Below are 18,408 nucleotides of genomic sequence, written 5' to 3'. Positions count from 1 at the left end.
TGTTTGATTTGTAAACAATCAAAAAGTAGAAATGATGAAAAAAGCAAGTATCCTGATGATCATTGGTCCTTTGTTTCTTTTGGGATTGTACGTATTCCCGCTCTGGAACATAATGCTGGGAGCACCTCAATATCCAGAACCTTTGGGAATGAATATTTATATTGATGGTATTAGGGGAGTTGATGAATTTGATATTCAGAACATTGACGGTCTTAACCACTACATTGGCATGCGTAAACTACCAAAACCTGAAGAAATGTGGGAATTCAGCACCTTTCCATTGGTAATTGGAGGGATGGTGATCCTTGGCGTTCTGATAGGTCTGCTGGGATTCTTTGAAAAAATTAGTTATAATTGGTTTATGGGATGGTTCGTACTCATGAGTATTTTAGGAGTACTGGGCATGTATGATTTTAATGCCTGGATGGTAGATTACGGTACCAACCTGGATCCAAATGCTATAATGAAACTCACCAACGCAGATGGGACTCCTGTTAGTTACAAACCTCCACTTTTTGGTCATGTAAAAATGTTAAATTTTGACGTGACCTCCTTGCCTTCTACCGGTGCATGGTTGATGTTTGTTGGTATGATGCTGACTGTAATGGCATTTTTTGTGGGTAAAAAAGCATGGAAACCCGAAAGCAGTGCCAAGTCGGTAAGACCGATTAAAGTAAAAACAAATGAAAAGTAGATTCATTTTAGTAACTATTTCACTTTTGACATTTGTATCGTGCGAGGTTAATCCAAAACCAATTAATTATGGTTCTGATGGATGTCATTTTTGTTCGATGATCATTGTTGATAAACAACATGCTGCTCAAATAGTAACTAAAAAAGGTAAGGCATTTAAATTTGACGCGGTGGAGTGTATGGTGAATCATTTAAAGGACATTGATGTGACATCTATTGAACTTTTTTTGGTTAATGATTACCAAGCTCCTGGCAACTTAATCGATGCCACAAAAACTACTTTTTTAATAAGCAAGGAAATTCCTAGTCCTATGGGCGAATACTTGTCAGCATTTCAATCCAGAGTTGAAGCTGAGAAAATTGAGGCCGAAAATAATGGGGAATTGTACTCTTGGAACGAGTTGTTGACAAGATTTAATGTACAATAATTAGATTCAATTTAATGGTTAGTGGTATTGGGTCATTTTATGCCCGACAAATTCTGTTAACCATTATTTTTTTAAATAAAATTTTTAAATAATGTACAATATAAGCAATCAAATAGCTGATCAGCGATTCGATAATTTACAAATCCAAAAAATAGTAAAGACTAATGCTTTGGAGATTCTCAGTATTAGTTTGGAAAAAGGGGCAACCTTTCCTGAACACACGTCTCCCTCAGATGCACAATTGATTGTATTGGAAGGGGCTGTGATTTTTAATATAAATCAGGAAGAGTACGTTCTTTTGAAACATCAACTTTTTTGCTTTCCTAAAGAAACACCACATTGGGTAAAAGCCAATGAAAATTCTAAATTTTTAATCATTAGATAAAAAGTAATATGAAACATAGCTTATGTATTTCTATATTATTTCTATGCCTAATTTTGACTAAAGTATCTTTTGCACAATCTCATGAGCAATGTATTCATTGCAGTATGGCTGTCAAAAGTCTGCAGTTTAAAGCACAGGCACAAACCCAGTCAGGAAAATTAATTTGGTTCGATGCTATTGAATGTTTAGTAAATTATTTGAAATCCAAAAATGAAAATGACTTTCAAAAAATCCAGGTAACCGATTATAATAGCGGGAAAGTTATTGATGCGGCTAATGCATATTATCTTAAGTCTAAAGCTATTCCAAGCCCCATGGGTGCTAACCTTTCTGCCTATATGCTTCAATCAGAAGCAATAAGTGTGCAAAAAGAAAAGGGAGGAGATGTATATAACTGGGAAACCTTAAAAGAAAGATTTATTGATTCGGAATTTGGCGCATACGACTCGCATCATGACCATCACAACAGACCAGATGCCTATGCACCAAGTGGTATCATGGGAGATCACCTGCATCCCAAAGGTGGCTTCATGCTTTCGCTTAGATATATGAATATGTATATGAATGGAAATCGAGAAGGAAGTTCTAAAATTTCCGATGAAAGTATATATGAAAGGTACATGGTTGCGCCCCAAAATATGACCATGCAAATGTTTATGCTGGGAGTGATGTACGCCCCTTCTGATAAACTAACCTTGATTCTTATGCAGAATTTTGCAACAAAAAACATGGACCTTACAGCGCGTATGACCATGGCAAACGGGATGCAAATGCTAAATTCTTTTTCCACCTATTCAAGTGGAGTTGGGGATATGAAAGTGGGGGCATTATTTGGACTGTATAACCGAAATGAAGCCTCATTTCATTTGAATGGGGGTTTAAATATACCTTTGGGTGATATCACAAACAGAGATAATACCCCAATGATGAATGATGTAAAATTGCCCTATGCCATGCAATTGGGTTCGGGAACATGGGATATCACTCTGGGAATTACATTCAAAAAACTATATGATAAATTTTCTTTGGGGATACAACAATTAAACACTCTAAGGACAGGTACAAATAGCGAGGGTTATCGTTTTGGAAATTTGTACAAGCTTCATACCTGGGGTGCTTATGCTATAAGCCAATATGTGAGTACTTCATTGCGCTTGAGTGGTAGCATTGAAGGTAAACTAAATGGAGAAGATAGTGAGTTAAACCCAATGATGGTGACCACTGCTGATCCAAATAATTATGGAGGTGATTTAGTACATGGTACATTAGGTTTTAATTTTTTGCTTGCAGGAAGTAAGCTAATTTTGGGAGCTGAAATTGGAATACCTTTGCATCAGAATTACAACGGCATCTTTATGAATGAAAAATTTGTATTTAACGCATCTGCAAAATATAATGTATTTTAAGGGCTTCTTATGATGAGATACGGAGCTTTTCTATTTTTTTTATTTAGTATATTTTCTGGCTTCGCTCAAGTGCCAAAGACAATAGAAATCTGCCCATCTTGTAAAATTAAAACTATAAAGGATGGGATTTCTAATGCTTCAGAATTTGATACACTTCTCATTAAAAAAGGCATTTACAATGAGTTCAATATCCTTGTCGACAAACCCTTAACCTTAAAGGGTGAAAACTTCCCGGTAATCGACGGTGAAGAACGCGGTGAAATCTTACGCATTGTTTCCGATAATGTTACTATTGATGGACTATATATTATCAACGTCGGCACCAGTTACACTACAGATTACGCGGCCATACGGGTAGTCAAAAGTGAAAACTTCCTGATACAGAACGTAGTATTGGAAAGGCTGTTTTTTGGTATATATCTTGAAAAATCGAACAACGGTAAGGTGTATCACAACAAGATTATAGGCGATGCCGTAGATGAGTATAATTCTGGCAACGGTATTCAATTATGGTATTCCCACAATGTTCAGGTAGACCGAAATATCGTGCAAGGCGTACGTGATGGTATTTACCTGGAGTTTTCTGATAATGTTACCATCAATAACAATGTGAGCGCAAATAATCTTAGGTATGGCCTTCATTTTATGTTTTCGAACGATGATGTGTACACAAATAATACCTTTGAGAACAATGGTGCTGGTGTTGCCGTAATGTTTTCCAAACGTATCAAAATGGTAGACAATATATTCAGAAAGAATTGGGGTACGGCCGCATTTGGTATGTTGCTCAAGGAAATCAATGATGCTGAAATTGTTGGCAACACCTTTCAGGAAAACACAGTTGGTATCAGTATCGAAGGTTCAAATCGCATAGAATATAATAACAATAACTTTATTAGCAACGGGTGGGCAGTGAAAGTATTGGGAGCCTGTTATGCTAATTCATTTGTCAATAATAATTTCCTTTACAACTCTTTTGATATTTCGTATAACAGTAAATTGAACGACAATGTTTTTGAGAGAAATTATTGGAGTGATTACACGGGATATGATTTAGATAAAGACGGAATCGGTGATGTGCCCTATCGACCTGTGAAATTGTTTTCATACGTTGTGAACCGAACACCCGAAACGATAGTACTATTGCGCAGCATGTTTATGGATATAATTGATTTTTCCGAAAAAGTGTCACCCGTTTTTACACCAGATAACTTATTGGATGCAATGCCGTTAATGAAAAAATCAGAATGATACAGATAGAAAATCTACATAAAAAATTTGGAAGAAACCAGGTACTATTCAATTTGGATTTAGATATTCCTGGTGGTGGAATATTTGCCGTACTGGGTCCCAATGGATCTGGTAAAACCACATTAATCAAATGTATTTTAGGAATGGTAATTCCTTCATCAGGCGAAATTGAAGTAAAGGACAACACAATCAAAAATAATTGGAAATACAGGCAGGATATAAATTACCTCCCTCAAATTGCGAACTTTCCGGGCAATCTCAAGGTGAAAGAACTAATTCGTATGATCAAGGACCTTCGCCAAAAAGAAAGTAATGAAGAAGAGTTGGTAAAGCTTTTTGGTTTAGAACCTTTTTTGGATAAAAAATTAGGAACACTTTCTGGCGGTACTAAACAAAAGGTGAACATAGTATTAACTTTCATGTTCGATAGTCCCTTGATTATTCTTGATGAACCTACTACAGGATTGGATCCGGCGTCGCTGATAAAGTTAAAGGAATTGATCCTTCAAGAAAAAAACAAGGGCAAGACCATATTGATCACCACACATATAATGCAGTTTGTTGAAGAAATGGCCGATGAAATTGTATATCTTTTAGAAGGCAACATTTTTTTCAAAGGTAGTGTTGAACAATTGATGACCAAGACCAAACAAACAGATTTTGAACATGCCATAGCGGCCATATCAATACAGACAGCTGATGCTTAAGATTTTAAAATATAGCTTTTATGATTTAATGCGAAGTAGATGGAACTATGTGTATTTTCTATTCTATTTAGCATTAGGCTTTGTACTTTTATTTCTTAACAATGACCTTTCAAAAGCTGTAATTACTTTAATGAACGTTATCATTGTTCTTGTTCCGCTTATAAGTACCATTTTTGGGGTCATGTATTTTTATAATTCAAAAGAATTCACTGAGTTACTACTGGCCCAACCTTTAAAAAGGAGTTCCATATTCCTTGGGCAATATCTGGGCGTGGCCGGTTCTTTAACAATGAGTCTCGTATTGGGATTGGGAATACCTTTTATTCTTTATGGTTTGTTTAGGAGTGATACAATATGGAATTTTTCCTTATTATTGATAACCGGGGCATTTCTCACGCTAATCTTTACTGCTTTAGCCTTCAATATTTCCCTATCGAATGAAAACAAGATCAAAGGTTTTGGATATGCCGTATTGTTGTGGCTCTTTTTAGCAGTTATCTATGACGGCTTGTTCCTATTGTCATTGATCATCTTTGAAGAATATCCCTTAGATTCTTTTTCTTTGGCAGCAACCATGTTCAACCCAATCGACCTTTCCAGAACCTTGATCCTTTTAAAATTGGATATTTCAGCACTTTTAGGCTATACTGGCGCAATATTTAGGCAGTTCTTTGGCACGGATAAGGGTTTGATCGTTTCTATATTGATGCTGATCCTTTGGACCGTTTTGCCCATTGGGCGATTGACATACAAGGCAAAAAGGAAGGATTTTTAATTTGAAAAAGGCATTATAAAATCTTGATAAGTGCCCCGGGAAGGATGTTTCTTTGTCATCAACACCTTTTTACCCTTAAACGAATAAACAATCCTGAGGATGTCCTTTTGCCGTTTTAAAAACGGGTTGGTTTTGCCCCAGGCAACAATTACCATATTGGAATCCTTTATAGATTGCCTGATGAAACGGTCATTCTCTTTCCCAATTTTATTAGAAGAACCAATAAAACCATTGGTCTGTACATAAGCAAACTGATTAACTACTGTAATAGTTTTTACGTTTCTAAATTGCTCAACTTCTTTTTCAAAAATTAGTTTTTCCAGAAATTGAACAGATTTGTCCGCAAACTTTGCACTGGCAACACTGGGATTTTGCATAATAACACAGAGGGTGTTGCCGCTTGTTTTTGCTGTATTTTCTATAGTAAGCTGATATCGGAATTTTTTACAATTAGAAAATTCGGCTTTTACTATTACCTCGGGAATGTGTTTATAAATCATGGTTCAACTCGTGCTCAATTGTAATTAGCAAATGTTTAATGCTATTCGAACCATTTCTTCAAATGTACTTTCTCTTTCTTCAAAACTACATTTCTCTTTGGTTACCAAAGAGTCAGAAATAGTTAGAATTGTTAGCGCTTCAATATTATACTTTGCTGCAATAGTGTAAAGTCCGGCGCTTTCCATTTCAACACAAAGTACGCCATAATCAGCCCATTTTTCGTAAGCCCTTGCATCGTGCTCGTAATAGAGATCTGAGGAAAGTACATTACCAGCTATAAAAGGAATGTTATTATCATTCATATATGAAGCAGCTTTTATGATCAGATTAAAGTTGGCTGTAGGAGCATAAGTAACATCATTAAAAATGGCATTATTTATGCTCGAATTATGTGAAGCTGAAAGCGCTAATACAATGTCCCGGATCTTAATATTTTCTTGATAGGACCCGGCAGTACCTACCCTGATTATGCGTTTCACATCGAAATCTTTAATAAGTTCGTGATAATATATCAATGATGAAGGGATACCCATACCACTGCCCTGGACAGAGATACGCTGCCCTTTATATTCCCCTGTATAACCTAGCATACCGCGAATATTTGAGTAACAATAAGCTTTATCCAAAAATGTCTCAGCAATCCATTTGGCACGTAACGGATCACCCGGCATTAAAACTGTATCGGCAATCTCATTCTTTTTTGCATTGATGTGGGCACTCATAGATTATGAATTAGAGTCAGTAACTATTGCAATTCCTGAGGAGGTTCCTAAACGAGAAACTCCCATGTCTAAATAACGTTTGGCGGTTATTCTATCTTTAATACCTCCTGAGGCTTTGATCTGTATTTTGTTTTGAATTACACGTTTTATTAATTCAATATCTTCAAATGTAGCTCCGCCTGATCCAAATCCGGTTGAAGTCTTCACAAAATCTGCCTTTCCCTCAACAACCAGCATACTGGCTATTTTTTTTTCTTCAGCAGTTAAATAACAGGTCTCAATTATTACTTTCAATTTCCTGGACCCAATGGCCTGTTTTATTTTAGTTATTTCATCTTTTACCAGACGGTATTCTTCGAATTTTAACCAACCGATATTAATAACCATATCTATCTCATCTGCTCCATGTTCAATGCAGAATTGAGCCTCGTATAATTTAGATTCGGTAGACATGGCCCCTAATGGAAAACCTATTACCGCGGCTATTTTAATACCCGAATCCTTCAATTCCTCCTTTGCCAATGCAACGTAACAACTGTTGACACAAACAGCATAAAAATTAAATTCACGGGCTTCAGCGCATAACTGTCTTATTGCCATAGGCGTTGCTGTAGGCTTTAATATGGTATGGTCAATATATCGCTCTAGTTGCATTAATATTTCTTAAGATCGTTCAAAACGTTCATATGCGGCTTTTATCAACATTTCACGATGGTCCGGATGTGAAATAGATATCAAGGCTTTTGCCCTTTCATATAAATTTTGACCAAAAAGATTTACCACACCATACTCAGTTACCACGTAGTGAACATGAGCTCTGGTAGTAGTAACTCCTGCGCCATCTTTAAGGGTAGGGGTAATCTTGCTTACTCCCTTTGCCGTGGCTGCGGAAAGGGCAAAAATTGGTTTTCCTCCTTCTGAAATAGTGGCACCTCTTATAAAATCCATTTGACCTCCAACACCGGAAAAGTGTCGTTGTCCAATACTGTCGGCACAGACCTGTCCGGTAAGATCTATTTCAATGGCACTGTTTATTGCCGTTACTTTAGGATTTTGTGAAATTAAACTAGTATCATTAGTATATCCTGCTTCTTTGAAATGCACCAGTGGATTGTCATCTACAAAATCGTATAAATTTTTAGTTCCTGCGGCGAAACAAGTAACAATTTTACCGGTTTTAATCTCTTTTTCCTCACCCGTAATAATGCCTTTCTCAACTAAAGGTAAGAGACCATCGGAAAACATTTCTGTATGTACGCCTAATCTTTTATGGTCGTGTAAATTGCTTAAAACAGCATTGGGAATATTTCCGATACCCAATTGTAAAGTGGCACCATCTTCAATTAGTCCGGCAACATTTTTGCCTATTTTGTGTTCCAAATCTGTAATTTGGGTAATTGGTGCAACATGGATGGGCTCGTCAACTTCTATGGCCAGATCAATACTGTTTTTATGAATAATACCATCTCCGTGAGTTCTTGGTACCTGCGGATTAATCTGAGCAATTACTTTTTTTGCTGTCTGAACTGCGGGCAAGGCAATATCCACAGAAACTCCTAAAGAACAATACCCATGCCGGTCCGGGGGAGATACCTGAACCACCGCTACATCAAGGGGTAAAATATTTCGCCTGAACAGTAAATGTATTTCACTCAGAAAAATAGGGATATAATCACCTTTATTTGTGTTCACTGCCTTTCTGACATTGCCTCCAACAAAACAACTATTTATATTAAAGGCCTGATTATAAGGAGGTATTGCATATTTCACCTCACCTTCAGTATGTATTGAAATAATCTCTACTTGTTCTAATTCCTCATATCTTTCACAAATACTATTAATTAAGGTATTAGGAGTCATAGCGGCTCCTTGAAGAAATATCCGATCCCCGGATTTTACAATGGCGGCAGCTTCCGCTGCGGTAACAATTTTCATGTTGGTATTTTTACTTGATTTATAAAATGCCTCATTTAAATAATTTAAGGCTAATGACATTCTAATTCTGTAGAAACCACTTTAACCATAGGTTTTGGCGATACATATGGTATTCCCAAACCCATTCCTCTTAGAATAAAGAGTAACCCTATGATAACTACAAAAACTGGTATTAATTTACGTATTCGCTGCTTTGCAGAATCCTTTAATATCCCACTCAGGTAAACGGCTGTTGTCATTAATGGAACTGTTCCTAAACCAAACAAAACCATATATAACGAACCTTCAGCGGCTGTGCCCATGGCGATTGCCCCCAATAGAGCCATATAAACCAGTCCGCAGGGCAGGAAGCCATTTAGAAACCCAATAGTGAGAAAAGTATCTGCCGTTTTCTTCTTTAATGCTTTACCTAAACTGCTTTTAATTTTACCAATAATCCGATACACAGGTTTTGAAAGGCTAAGCCTACTCATATATCTATAGGGAATTATTACAGCTAATATCATGAGTACACCAACCAGAATTGATAGTTTTTGCTGTATTCCAAAGATGTAAAGTCCCTTACCTAATAGTCCAAATAATAAGCCAATAATACCATATGCCATTAGTCTTCCAAAATGGTAAATGAAGACCTGACCTGCTTTTTTATATTTATTATTATGACTTACAGGCAACATAAATGCAATGGGTCCGCACATACCTATGCAGTGCAAACTTCCCATAAGACCCAGGATTAAGGCAGACAATAACATATCATTAATTAATAGGTGATACTTTTTTTTACCAAGAGCTCTTTGCCTTGATAATTCCAGTAAATTTTTATGTCCCAACGACCATCCAACAAACGTTTGTCAGGTATGAGCAAATGTTTATTGGATAAACTTATAGGAAAGTCAAAATCCAAGTGTTTATTGGATGGCCTGTATAGGGACACTTTACCTTTTATTTTTTTATAATTCATTTTTGGTGGGAAAGTAATTGCCAACCCATCTTCCTGGTTTACAAAACTAAACTGGTTAGCATAATCTTTGGCATTGGTAAGCGCATCAATCTCATTCTGATAAGCTAGTTCTTCCTTGTAATACTCCTCCGTGACCAAATCGTGATTGGCACGGTTATATGTACTGGCAAGAATGACGAAATACATTATAAATGCAATAAATGCAACAAAAGCCAACACTATTCCTGTTCCCCAATTAAACTTCATACGCTTTGTTTCATATTAATGAATACTCCTAATTATAACTTCTTGGTGCCAGAAACCTGGTTGTTGTTGTTTCAATTAATAAATCCCCGCTGTATACACCTATCTTCAGTTTGTCTTTATCCCCATTTAAAGCAGCGTTATTAATTTCTATAAACAAAGTGCCTTCTGCCAATTCCTGTGCAGGGACCTGAAAACTACGATTTGATACCAAATCTATTTTTCCTTTATGTGAGAGAAGTTTAAAACTTACATCATCAATATCGTTGGATGTTTTATTTATCAGTTTGTAGGTGTACACATTGCTGATAATGTTTCCTTCCTTATGTTCATATAGTTGTCCGGGTAATCTTAAAATATTGGCTTCCAGATCATTACGCAAGAAAAGCATTCCAATAAATACTCCAATTAATATAGTAAGTACGGCAGCGTACCCTTTTAATCTGGGATTAAAAGTAAATTTCGCCTTTCTTTCTATATTGTCCTCACTGGCATAGCGAATAAGACCTTTTGGAAGATCTATTTTTTCCATAATCGTATCACACTCATCTATACAAGCCGTACAATTCACACATTCCAGTTGAGTTCCATTTCGGATATCAATTCCTGTAGGACACACATTCACACATTGAAAACAGTCTATACAATCTCCATGGCCAAGTGCATTTCTATCTTCATTTTTTCGAAATTTCTTTCGGCCATTTTCAGCTTCACCCCGCTTATGGTCATAAGCAACAACGATAGACTTATTGTCCAATAATACCCCTTGCATTCTTCCATAAGGACAGGCAATAATACAGACCTGCTCTCGGAACCATGCAAAAACAAAATAGAATACTGCCGTAAAAATGAGAAGAGATATCAATGTACTTACATGGGTGAGCGGACCATCTGTGATGTATTGTATTAATTTATCACTCCCAATAAGATAGGCGAGGAATACATTTGCAATTAAAAAGGATATTACAAAGAAGACAAACCATTTTAGCAATCTTTTCCTAATTTTTTCTGCATTCCACGATTGCTTTGCCAATCGAATCTGAGCACCGCGATCTCCATCTATCCAATATTCAATTCGCCTGAAGACCATTTCCATAAATATAGTTTGCGGACACATCCATCCGCAAAAAATACGTCCAAATGCCACTGTAAAAAGGGCAATAAAAATCACCCCAATGATCATGGAAATAACAAAAAGATGGAAATCCTGAGGCCAGAAAGGAAATCCAAAAATATTGAACCTACGCTCCAAAACATTAAACATCAGGAACTGGTTGCCATTTATCTTAATAAATGGAGAAGCAAAGAGAAAAATCAATAATCCGTAACTAACCCATTTTCGATATTTATAATACCTTCCACTAGGTTTTTTGGGAAATATCCAGGCCCGTTTTCCTTCTTCGTCAATGGTCCCAATACTATCCCTGAAATTCTCTCCCATAGCTTTATCTTCTAGGCCCTATTCATACCTTTGTATGAATTAGTCACTCAAAACAACCGAAGTAGAATCCGTTTCTTGTTTCGGAGCCTCTTCTTCGGTAGCACCTTCTGGTTGCGTAGCATTCTCGTCCACCCATAAATCACCTTCAGCAGCCTTAGGATTGGCAGGTGTAGTGCCCTGGAAAGTGAGTAAATAGCTTGAAACCTGCGCCATTTCTGCCGGTTTTAGTGTTTGCTTCCAGGAAACCATGCCTTTGCCTGCGCGACCACCTTCCGATATTGTATTGAATACATTTTTAATTCCGCCCCCCTGGATCCAATATTCGTCTGTAAGATTGGGCCCAATTCCTCCTCCACCATCTGCCATATGGCAGACAACACAATTGGCTTCAAAAATAGATTTACCTGCGCTAATATCAGAGGCCTCCGTTAATAATTCAACGCTATTAACATCTACCAGATCCTTAGCAGTTTTTTTATAAGCTTCTATTTCGGCCTGTGCTGCCGCTACCTCCATTTCATATTCCAAATCCTGGTCATAATCGCCATAAATTTCAAACCTTATAAGGTATATAACACCAAAAATAATAGTTGCATAAAAAAGATAAACCCACCATGGTGGTAACTTGTTGTCAAGCTCTTTTATGCCGTCATAGTTATGGTCTATAATGATTTCACCTTCAGCTTCTATGGGTTTGGAGCCTAATAGTTTTTGGTACATTTTCTTACCCCAACTCCATTCCAATTGTTTAGATTTAGATTCCAAATACCTTTCTTTACCTTCTGCAGAAAGAGTTTGAAACATAACATTTTCAATAGACTTTAAAATAAGTTCAATTGCAATTAAAATCAATAACACCATCAATAGAAAGAACTGTGTTATTGGATATTCAATAAATGCGGGTTTTTCTCCGGAGTCAATAAAGTACTCCATAAGTCCGAAAATGATAAAGAATATTACCGGGATTCTGATCCACCAGGGTGACATATTTTTCATAACTCTTATTGTTTTGGTTGATTATCTTCTAAGGGTAATTCACTTACTTCTTTTATATGCTCTTTGGAGGCGGTAAATACCCACCAAAAAAGGATGGCAAAAAATACAAAGAAGATAAGTAGTGATATCATGGGATATGTGGCAATGCCTTCCATACTTTCCATGTGATTTTTTACAAATTTTAGCATGATTTACTTGTTTTCTGACAATAATTCGTCGGTTTGCTTAACTTTTATATCCGTACCTAAGCGCTGTAAGTAAGCGATTAGTGAAACGATCTCACGATCACGCATTTCCACAAATTCCAATCCGTTTTCGTCGGCGTATTTTTTATCTGCTTCATAAGATTTTACAAAATCGGGATCAGCATAAAGGTTTTCTTCTATTTGTATGGACTGTTCTTCCATAGAAATGGCTGCATTCGCAATTTCCTCTTCTGTATAGGGTACGCCAAGACTTACCATAGCTTCCATTTTCCCCTGTATACCACTGCGATCATGTTCGTTGCGGACCATCCACTGATATGCCGGCATTATGGAACCTGATGAGGTGCTTTGCGGATCATACATATGATTAAGGTGCCAACTATCAGAATATTTACCCCCAATTCTTAATAAATCGGGCCCAGTTCGTTTACTACCCCAAAGGAATGGGTGATCATAAACAAATTCCCCGGCTTTGGCATATTCCCCATAGCGTTCCACCTCGCTTCTGAAAGGACGGACCATTTGAGAATGACAACCTACGCAACCTTCACGTATATAAAGATCTCTTCCTTCCAATTCTAAAGGAGTATATGGTTTTACACTTGAAATAGTTGGTATATTGGATTTTACCAGGATGGTTGGGACTATCTGGACAATCCCTCCAATAAGAATGGCTATCGTTGCAAATATTGTCAATTTAATAGGTTTACGTTCCAACCAGGTATGATAGGTTTCTCCTGCTGTTCTTTTCTTAGACACCCTTGTTAGGGCCGCTGCCTCTGCAAGTTCATCCTCCACCTTGCTACCCGAGCGAACAGTAACCACTATGTTGTACAACATTACAATAAACCCAACAATATAGAGACTACCACCAATTGCTCGCATCCAGTACATTGGCATAATTTCATTTACTGTCTCTAAGAAGTTCCCGTAAACAAGGGAGCCATCCGGGTTAAAATCCTTCCACATTAAGGCTTGTGTAAAGCCGGCCACATACATTGGCAATGCGTACAAAATAATCCCTAATGTCCCAATCCAAAAGTGAAAATTCGCCATAGGCACTGAATGCAATCTTGTTTTAAACATTTTAGGTACCATCCAGTAAATCATTCCAAAGGCCAGAAAACCGTTCCAGGCAAGAGCACCAACATGTACATGCGCAATAATCCAATCACTAAAATGTGCAATGGCGTTTACATTTTTTAAGGATAACATGGGACCTTCAAAAGTGGCCATCCCGTATCCTGTTATTGCAACCACCATAAATTTAAGGGTTGGGTCTGTACGCACTTTATCCCAGGCACCTCTGAGGGTTAATAACCCGTTTATCATACCACCCCAGGAAGGCGCAATAAGCATAACTGAAAATGCCACACCTAAATTTTGTGCCCATTCTGGTAAGGCCGTATAGAGTAAATGGTGAGGTCCGGCCCAGATGTAAATAAAAATCAATGACCAGAAATGGACTATAGAAAGTCTATACGAGTAAACGGGCCTGTTGGCTGCTTTAGGAACAAAATAGTACATCAATCCTAAAAAAGGAGTAGTGAGGAAAAAAGCCACAGCATTATGGCCGTACCACCATTGAACCAGAGCATCCTGAACCCCGGCATATACGGAGTAGCTTTTTAAAGCACTAACCGGTAACTCTAAACTATTGAAGATATGAAGTACAGCAACTGTTACAAATGTTGCCAAATAGAACCAAATGGCTACATAAAGGTGACGTTGTCTTCTTTTCACCATTGTTCCAATCAGGTTCCATCCAAATGCCACCCATACAAGCGCAATTGCAATATCAATTGGCCACTCCAACTCAGCATATTCTTTAGAAGTACTATATCCAAGAGGAAGCGTGATTGCTGCCGCGACTATTATGGCTTGCCACCCCCAGAAGTTAAACTCACTGAGGAAGTCACTAAACATACGGGCTTTGAGTAAACGCTGGGTGGAGTAATAAACCCCGGCAAAGATAGCGTTCCCTACAAATGCAAAGATTACGGCATTGGTGTGCAGCGGGCGAAGTCGCCCAAAACTAAGGAATGATATCCCATCTGTAATATTAGGGAAAAGAAACATAAATGCCAGCAATAAGCCTACCAGCATACCAATGATTCCCCAAAACAAGGTAGCGTAGAGGAATTTTTTTACGATTTTATTATCGTAATAGAATTGTTGTACTTCCATAATTACAATTTTTGCTTTTTATTTAGTTGGATTGATTTTTAATATCAGGTTCTGCGGTTGTATTTTTTACAACTTCATCTTCAAATAAGATTCTTACTGATGGAGTATACGAATCATCATATTGCCCACTTCGTACAGAAATGATAAAAGCAGCAAAGAAGATCAGCGCTACAATAATACTAATCGCTAGCAATAAATAAATAACACTCATACCTACCTGAATTCTCGCGTAAAACTACATTTGTTAAAAATTTCAAAAAATGACATATGTCAGGTTTATAAATTAATTTAATTTTTTTCCTACCACATTTGTGGCAAGGGTCGCAAAAGCCACAATGCTAATTGAACTCAATGGCATTAAGATAGCTGCAATTACGGGTTCTAATTGCCCTGTGACTGCAAAATAAAGCCCTATTACATTGTACATCAATGAGAGGACAAAACACAATTTAATAATTTTTATGGCTTTTTTTGAGGCCAGAACATAATCGTTAAAATATTTAAATTTTGTGGCGTCAAGAATTCCATCACAGGCAGGGGAGAAAACGTTTATGTTTTCTGATATTGCAATACCCACATTACTCTGTGCCAGAGCACCCGCATCATTTAAACCATCACCCACCATTAGGACCTTTTTGTCATTGGCCTGTAATTCACTTATAAACTCCAACTTATCTGTCGGTTTTTGATTAAAATATAAAGGTGTCAATTTTGGTAATAACATTTCCAATCTTGTTTTTTCACCTGGATTATCTCCGGATAAAACAGCTAAATCCATATAGCGCCCCATTTGTTTAAAAACTTCCGCAACTCCTTCCCGGTAATTATTATGAAAAACAAAGCGCCCCTTGTAGGCGTCATTTGTACTTATGTGAACAGACGTGTTATTATAATCACTTTGTTGTTGATGTCCCACAAAATCTGCTGAACCAACCTTGATATCACTTTTATCCTTAACACCTTGCACTCCTTTGCCGGTATATTCTTTGTAATCATCAAGGGTTTCAATATTGTGCTCTTTTAACAAAGTATAGAGCGATCTGCTTAGTGGATGGTTTGATGCTCTGAGGGTATTTTTTAAAAGTGATTCCTCCTCAAAAGTTAGTTCCATACCTTCATAGGAGATTGAGCTTGACTGAGTTGTCGTTATTGTACCGGTTTTATCAAATATCGCTGTATCTATTTGAGCCAGTTGCTCTATAACACTGCTGTCCTTCAGATAGAGCTTTTTACGTCCGAAAATCCGCAACATATTACCCAGAGTAAAAGGAGCTGCAAGGGCAATGGCGCACGGACAGGCTATTATGAGTACAGCTGTAAAAACATTCATTACTTTACTGCTGTCCTGGTACATCCAAAATGATGCTGCAATAAAAGCGATAGCTAAAACAGCAATTGTAAAGCGTTTACCAATGCTGTCCGTTAAAGTCTGAAAAGTGGTTGTCTTGTCTTTTTGGAAAACAGAATTACTCCACAATTGTGTAAGATAACTCTGAGAAACACTATTTAAAGTTTCTATTTCAATTGCGCCATAACACTGTCTTCCTCCGGCAAAAACTTTATCGCCGGAAATTTTTTGGACAGGTTCAGATTCTCCGGTTACAAAGCTATAATCTATTTGTGCCCTTTCGCTCATAAGGATTCCATCAACCGGAATTAGTTCCTCATTTCTTATTAGTAGTCTATCACCACTTTTAATATCATATACCTGAACTGTTTCTTCTATCTTTTTGTCAATTAATCTGGTAACTGCAATAGGGAAATACGACTTGTAGTCCCGTTCAAAAGAAAGGAATGAATACGTTTTTTGTTGAAAGAACCTCCCCACCAGCAGAAAGAAAATTAAACCTGTAAGACTGTCAAAGAAACCGGAGCCCAGATCAAAGAATATTTCGTAACTACTGCGAATAAAAAGAACCAAAACTCCCAATGCAATAGGTACGTCAATATTTAAAAGTCCCGATCGCAATCCTTTATATGCTGAAATCAGATAATCACTGCCTGCATAGAATACTACAGGTAGTGAAAAAGCAAACGTCAGCCATCTGAATAGACCCTTGTATTGATCAAGCCAAAATTCCCCAACTTCAAAATACTCAGGAAAAGACAAAAACATTATGTTCCCAAAGGCAAAACCTGCAACACCCAGTTTATAAAGTAAACTTCTGTCTGTTTTATTCTTACCCTTATCATAATCATCAAGGGAGATATAGGGCTCATACCCAATTCTTGCCAGTAATATTACCAGTTCTTTTAATGAAACCAGTTCCATGTTAAAAGTAACTCTAACTGTTTTTTTTGGGAAGTCTACCAGTGAATTCGTAATTCCGGGATGTAATTTTTTTAAATTCTCCAATACCCATATACATGAACTGCAATGTATCCCAGGAACAAAAAGATTTACAATTTGAACTGTTCCATCATCAAATTCAATTAACCTCTGAGTAATGCCATCCGAATCGAGAAAATCATATTTGCCTTCAATAGCTAAGGGAGTAGTGCCTGCGGCTGATTGAAGATCATAGTAATAGGAGAGATCATTAGTTTTAAAAATCTCATATACCGTTTTACAACCGTTACAACAGAAGTCTTTATCATCAAATACTATCGCTGTAGTGTTACAATCATCACCACAGTGGTAACATTTAGTCATATTCTAAAACATTTGCTTAATACCTGAACGCGAAATTGTAGTAATTTACTTAAAATATATATGATATTTGTCACCTTTTCGATAATTTTGCATAAGTCTAAATTAAAATCAATGAGTTCTGAAAGCAGGTGCGAGAATTGCATAATTCGTCAATTTAATTCTTTGCGTGCGATGAGTAAGGAAGAATTAAAGCAGGTATCAGATTCAAAGACTTCCAAAAGCTATAAAAGGGGTGAGGCAATTTTCGAAGAAGGTGAAAAACTGAATGGTGTTTTTTGTGTTCGGGATGGGGTTTCAAAGCTTTCCAAGTTAAGCTCCAATGGAAAAGATCAAATAGTGAAGTTGGCTACGAAAGGAGAAGTTATGGGCCAGCGTTGTGTTATTGCAGAGGAGACTTCAAATTTAAGTGCAGTAGCTGTAAACGACATGGAACTTTGCTTTATTCCCAAAGAAGTTATCATTAATACCCTACATAAGAATCCCGATTTTACATTTGAAGTCCTTCGTCTTATGGCTCATGACTTAAGAGAAGCAGATGATGTGATTGTAAATATTTCGCAAAAAACTGTAAAACAACGAATCGCAGAAGCATTCCTTTATCTTAAATCTAACTATGGTGAGGATGCAGACGGATATTTAGTTCTTACCCTTTCAAGGGAGGATATTGCTAATGTTGTAGGCACAGCAACGGAATCCTGTATCCGGATTATTTCAGAATTTAAAAAGAAGGGCTTGCTGAAGAGTTCCGGTAAGAAACTTGGAATTTTGGATGAAAAGAAGTTAAGAGAACTTGCTGAAGGATTTTAGTTCAACGCATATCATAGTTCCGGCCTTAAGTAAATAGGCACTTATCATTAATTATAAGGGATTTAAAAACCTGACATATATCATTGTTTCCATCTAATCCCAGAGGTATTT

Annotated in this window: 20 protein-coding genes; 8 read left to right on the top strand and 12 right to left on the bottom strand. The window is 37.0% G+C overall.

From position 1 onward, the window contains the following. Positions 1 to 34 precede the first annotated feature (34 nt). From Q0X66_RS03030 to Q0X66_RS03000, 7 genes are all read left to right on the top strand, one after another. The gene (locus tag Q0X66_RS03030) at positions 35 to 694 is read left to right on the top strand and encodes a hypothetical protein (RefSeq protein ID WP_297703136.1); all 660 of its coding nucleotides are present in this window, start codon (positions 35 to 37) and stop codon (positions 692 to 694) included. Further along, entirely contained in the window at positions 684 to 1,121 is a 438-nt protein-coding gene (locus Q0X66_RS03025) for a nitrous oxide reductase accessory protein NosL (RefSeq protein WP_297703036.1), read from the top strand. The genes Q0X66_RS03030 and Q0X66_RS03025 overlap by 11 nt, the downstream gene beginning before the upstream one ends. Positions 1,122 to 1,212: 91 nt before the next feature. Further along, positions 1,213 to 1,506 (top strand): cupin domain-containing protein, encoded by a 294-nt coding sequence (locus Q0X66_RS03020; protein WP_297703033.1) that lies wholly within the window; start codon positions 1,213 to 1,215, stop codon positions 1,504 to 1,506. Between the two features lie 53 nt (positions 1,507 to 1,559). Further along, entirely contained in the window at positions 1,560 to 2,912 is a 1,353-nt protein-coding gene (locus Q0X66_RS03015) for a nitrous oxide reductase accessory protein NosL (RefSeq protein ID WP_297703031.1), read from the top strand. 9 nt (positions 2,913 to 2,921) lie between these two features. Then, complete coding sequence (locus tag Q0X66_RS03010; RefSeq protein WP_297703029.1) at positions 2,922 to 4,163, top strand: nitrous oxide reductase family maturation protein NosD; 1,242 nt, start codon at positions 2,922 to 2,924, stop codon at positions 4,161 to 4,163. Continuing rightward, positions 4,160 to 4,870, top strand: coding sequence for an ABC transporter ATP-binding protein (locus tag Q0X66_RS03005; protein ID WP_297703027.1), 711 nt, complete (start codon positions 4,160 to 4,162; stop codon positions 4,868 to 4,870). Before Q0X66_RS03010 ends, Q0X66_RS03005 begins: the two co-directional genes overlap by 4 nt. Next, complete coding sequence (locus Q0X66_RS03000) at positions 4,863 to 5,645, top strand: ABC transporter permease (RefSeq protein WP_297703025.1); 783 nt, start codon at positions 4,863 to 4,865, stop codon at positions 5,643 to 5,645. The genes Q0X66_RS03005 and Q0X66_RS03000 overlap by 8 nt, the downstream gene beginning before the upstream one ends. Here Q0X66_RS03000 and Q0X66_RS02995 read toward each other — a convergent pair. The 12 genes from Q0X66_RS02995 to Q0X66_RS02940 all read right to left on the bottom strand — a co-directional run bounded on the left by Q0X66_RS02995 (position 5,642) and on the right by Q0X66_RS02940 (position 17,490). Then, positions 5,642 to 6,145, bottom strand: a complete 504-nt coding sequence (locus tag Q0X66_RS02995) for a DUF1643 domain-containing protein (RefSeq protein WP_297703023.1) — start codon at positions 6,143 to 6,145, stop codon at positions 5,642 to 5,644. The genes Q0X66_RS03000 and Q0X66_RS02995 overlap by 4 nt on opposite strands. 24 nt (positions 6,146 to 6,169) lie before the next feature. Further along, the gene (gene deoD, locus Q0X66_RS02990) at positions 6,170 to 6,868 is read right to left on the bottom strand and encodes a purine-nucleoside phosphorylase (RefSeq protein WP_297703021.1); all 699 of its coding nucleotides are present in this window, start codon (positions 6,866 to 6,868) and stop codon (positions 6,170 to 6,172) included. Positions 6,869 to 6,871: 3 nt separating this feature from the next. After that, positions 6,872 to 7,522: a deoxyribose-phosphate aldolase gene (gene deoC / locus Q0X66_RS02985; protein ID WP_297703019.1), complete on the bottom strand. Its 651-nt coding sequence runs from the start codon at positions 7,520 to 7,522 to the stop codon at positions 6,872 to 6,874. A gap of 9 nt (positions 7,523 to 7,531) precedes the next feature. After that, positions 7,532 to 8,803 (bottom strand): acetyl-CoA hydrolase/transferase C-terminal domain-containing protein, encoded by a 1,272-nt coding sequence (locus tag Q0X66_RS02980; protein WP_297703017.1) that lies wholly within the window; start codon positions 8,801 to 8,803, stop codon positions 7,532 to 7,534. Between the two features lie 50 nt (positions 8,804 to 8,853). Next, positions 8,854 to 9,555 (bottom strand): sulfite exporter TauE/SafE family protein, encoded by a 702-nt coding sequence (locus Q0X66_RS02975; protein ID WP_297703015.1) that lies wholly within the window; start codon positions 9,553 to 9,555, stop codon positions 8,854 to 8,856. An 8-nt stretch (positions 9,556 to 9,563) separates the two neighbouring features. Continuing rightward, positions 9,564 to 10,010 carry a FixH family protein gene (locus tag Q0X66_RS02970; protein ID WP_297703013.1) on the bottom strand — a complete coding sequence of 149 codons (447 nt, stop codon included), beginning with the start codon at positions 10,008 to 10,010 and terminating at the stop codon, positions 9,564 to 9,566. 28 nt (positions 10,011 to 10,038) lie between these two features. Next, entirely contained in the window at positions 10,039 to 11,448 is a 1,410-nt protein-coding gene (gene ccoG / locus Q0X66_RS02965; RefSeq protein WP_297703011.1) for a cytochrome c oxidase accessory protein CcoG, read from the bottom strand. A gap of 39 nt (positions 11,449 to 11,487) precedes the next feature. Next, a complete protein-coding gene (locus tag Q0X66_RS02960; protein ID WP_297703009.1) occupies positions 11,488 to 12,444 on the bottom strand; it encodes a cbb3-type cytochrome c oxidase N-terminal domain-containing protein in 957 nt (318 codons plus the stop codon). Between the two features lie 5 nt (positions 12,445 to 12,449). Next, positions 12,450 to 12,632, bottom strand: coding sequence for a CcoQ/FixQ family Cbb3-type cytochrome c oxidase assembly chaperone (locus Q0X66_RS02955; RefSeq protein ID WP_297703007.1), 183 nt, complete (start codon positions 12,630 to 12,632; stop codon positions 12,450 to 12,452). 3 nt (positions 12,633 to 12,635) lie between these two features. Beyond that, complete coding sequence (gene ccoN, locus Q0X66_RS02950; RefSeq protein ID WP_297703005.1) at positions 12,636 to 14,837, bottom strand: cytochrome-c oxidase, cbb3-type subunit I; 2,202 nt, start codon at positions 14,835 to 14,837, stop codon at positions 12,636 to 12,638. Positions 14,838 to 14,859: 22 nt separating this feature from the next. Further along, entirely contained in the window at positions 14,860 to 15,048 is a 189-nt protein-coding gene (gene ccoS / locus Q0X66_RS02945; RefSeq protein WP_297703003.1) for a cbb3-type cytochrome oxidase assembly protein CcoS, read from the bottom strand. Between the two features lie 72 nt (positions 15,049 to 15,120). Next, entirely contained in the window at positions 15,121 to 17,490 is a 2,370-nt protein-coding gene (locus tag Q0X66_RS02940; RefSeq protein ID WP_297703001.1) for a heavy metal translocating P-type ATPase metal-binding domain-containing protein, read from the bottom strand. A 111-nt stretch (positions 17,491 to 17,601) separates the two neighbouring features. On the opposite strand from Q0X66_RS02940, the gene Q0X66_RS02935 reads away from it, so the two are divergent. Beyond that, positions 17,602 to 18,297 carry a Crp/Fnr family transcriptional regulator gene (locus Q0X66_RS02935; protein ID WP_297702999.1) on the top strand — a complete coding sequence of 232 codons (696 nt, stop codon included), beginning with the start codon at positions 17,602 to 17,604 and terminating at the stop codon, positions 18,295 to 18,297. Positions 18,298 to 18,408: the final 111 nt, after the last annotated feature.

This window comes from uncultured Eudoraea sp., assembly GCF_947260015.1.
Taxonomy (GTDB): Bacteria; Bacteroidota; Bacteroidia; order Flavobacteriales; family Flavobacteriaceae; genus Eudoraea.
Note: the sequence above shows the minus strand (reverse complement) of the source record. Positions and strands in the feature narration are given on the sequence as shown.